Source organism: Mycobacterium sp., assembly GCF_044370595.1.
Classification (GTDB): Bacteria; Actinomycetota; Actinomycetes; order Mycobacteriales; family Mycobacteriaceae; genus Mycobacterium.
The window spans coordinates 1-2842 of record NZ_JBILVF010000268.1 but is presented as its reverse complement, the minus strand read 5'-3'; the positions used below and the strand labels follow the sequence as shown (position 1 = coordinate 2842).

The 2842-nt window shown below is 71.4% G+C and carries 1 protein-coding gene; it reads right to left on the bottom strand.

Annotation, left to right across the window (positions count from 1 at the left end; genetic code table 11):
* Window positions 1-2842 (bottom strand): NIDO-like domain-containing protein (locus tag ADBZ5N_RS18710; protein WP_526260073.1); only part of this gene is annotated, 2842 nt, incomplete at both ends.

The following is a 2842-nucleotide window of genomic DNA, read 5'->3' as shown; positions in this document are numbered from 1 at the left end:
ATCACCACCGGACCCGCCGTCACCGCCATCCGGGGTGTTGGAATCCCCATCCAGGCCCGCCGTACCGGCACCACCAGCCCCGGCCGTCCCGGCGTCCCCGCCGTCACCACCATCACCGTTGGTGCCCGACGCGCCGCCGTCACCGCCGTCACCACCGGCACCACCAGCCCCGGCGTCACCACCCTTGCCGCCGTCAAAGCCGTCCGCACCCACACCGACCGCCACCGACCCGTCCCCACCGGAACCGCCGTTAGCACCGGCACCACCCTCACCACCAGCACCGCCACTGCCAAAGACACCCAACGCCGACCCGCCCTTACCGCCGGCGCCACCGGTACCGGCGTCACCACCAGCACCACCATCAGAGGGCACCCCGACGGAGTAGCCGCTGGTCATCACCCGATCCGTCCCGTCGAAAGCGACCGTGGCGAACACCTCGCTCCCGGCCGGCCCACCCCAGGCCACCGACGTCCAGGTGTTGTCCGCCGCGGAGTCCTCCGCGGTCCAGGTCACCCCATCCGGGGACGTCATCACCCGATCCCCGGCACCGCTGCCCGCGACAGCCACGAACCGCTCCTGCCCCGCCGGCCCACCCCAGACCACCGAGAACCAGACGTTGTCCGCCGCCGAAGCTCGAGCGGTCCAGTCGACCCCGTCGGTCGAGGTCATCACCCGATTCCCCGACCCATCGAGGGAGACAGCGACGAACTTCTCCGCCCCGACCGGCCCACCCCAGGTCACCGAAAGCCACTCGTTGTCGGCCGCGGCGGACTGAGAGGCCCAGGTGACCCCGTCGGTGGAGGTCATCACCCGATCGGAGCCGGTCCTGGCCACGGCGACGAACTTCTCGTCCCCGGCCGGCCCACCCCAGGCCACCGACCACCAGTCGTTGTCCGCCGCGGAGGTCTGGGAGGTCCAGGTGATCCCGTCAGGGGAGGTCATCACCCGATTCCCCACACCCCCCTGCGAGACGGCGACGAACTTCTCCTGCCCGGCCGGCCCACCCCAGACCACCGACCGCCAGCTGTTGCGGGCCCCGGAGGTCCGGGCGGTCCAGCTGATCCCGTCGGTGGAGGTCATCACCCGATCCCCGCCACCGTCACCGGAGACGGCAACGAACAGCTCCTCCCCGGCCGGCCCACCCCAGACCACTGAATTCCACAGGTTGTCGGCCGCGGAGGTCTGGGCGGTCCAGGTAACCCCGTCGGTGGAGGTCATCACCCGATCCCCGGTACCACTGTTGGCGACGGCAACGAACACCTCGCTGCCGGCGGGGCCACCCCAGGTCACCCCGCGCCAGTCATTGGCGGCCGCGGCGGTTTGGGCGGTCCAGTCCACCCCCGCCGGGATAGCCCCGGCGCCACCGTCGGCGCCGTCCCCGGCGGCACCGGCGGCCCCGCCGTCACCGCCGGCCCCGCCGATGGTCGGGTTGGCCGCACTGAGCCCGGCCCCGGCCGCGCCGCCGTCACCACCAGCACCACCATCACCGCCGTTACCGCCCGCACCGCCGTCGTTATCGGCGGCGGCGTCATAGCCGGCCCCACCGGCCCCGCCGTCACCACCGGAACCACCGTCAGTGGCCACACCGTCGGTGCCGTCGGTCCCCGGGGTGGCCCCGGTCCCGCCGTCCCCGCCGGCCCCGGCGTTACCGCCGTTACCGCCGGCCCCGCCGTCCTGACCATCGGTGCCGTCCCGGTCAGCAAGCGCACCGTCACCGACACCATTCATGCCGTCCGCACCGTCAGCACCGTTACCGGCCGTCCCGGCGTCCCCGCCGTCACCGCCGTCCCCGCCGGACAGGCTGGCGAGGTTCGTCCCGACCGTGCCCGCATCGCCGCCCTTGCCGCCGGCCCCACCGTTGCCGGCGTTACCGCCGCGGCTGCCGTCGGTCAGAGACGCATTGTCGACCCCGTCACCGCCGTCACCGCCGTCACCACCGAACCCGCCCGAGGACGCCGTACCCAGCGTGCCCGGGTCACCGGCCGCCCCGCCCCCGGACCCGGCCCCAGCGGCACCGGCCGCACCGCCGTCACCACCAGCGCCACCGGCCCCACCGTCCTGACCATCAGTGCCGTCGATCACCAGTGGAAGTGGCGTAAACCGATAGCCGGTTGCCGACACAACCGGAGACAGAGCACGGTTCAAACCCGGGGCGGCCACCCCTTCCGTGCCGTCACTGTTTTCGATCCCGACAGTCACCAACCGCGTCGTCCCACCGAAGCTGAGCGTGTCGATCAGGATCACGATCTCGTTGCTGCCCTCAAAGAGCAGGATTCCGGAGGTGACGCCCTGGAACGGCGCCCCAGAGTAGCCGGCTGCCCGCACCTGGTCAAAGGTGACCGCCAACACCCGTTCGCCCGGAGTTCCAATCGTCTGGTAACCAATAGGAATCGACGCTAGGGGGTTAGTCGTCGGATTCAGGTCTGACCACCCTGCCGCGATCAGATTGTTGGGCAACCCCGCGGTGGGAAGTTCCCCTCCGCTGCAGCATCCCGCACCACCCCCCGAACTGAAAGTTATGAACCCGTTCGAGCTGATGTAAAACTCGGTGTAGGTGTTGCCGAAGAAATCAAAACTGAACCCGATCGGCAGCGCCGCACTGACCGTGTCGTCACCCAAATTCACCGCGTTGCTCACCGCCACCGGCTGGGTGTACGGAGTCAGCGACACTTGGTAGGGGCCGGGTTGCTCACCATCAGCGCCGTCGGCGCCGTTGCCGGCGGTCCCGGCCGCGCCGCCGTCACCGCCGTCACCGCCGGTCTGCGCGGTGCGCCCGACACCGGCGTTACCGCCGGCCCCACCGGCGCCGCCGTCCCCGGCGTTACCGCCGCGGCTGCCGTCA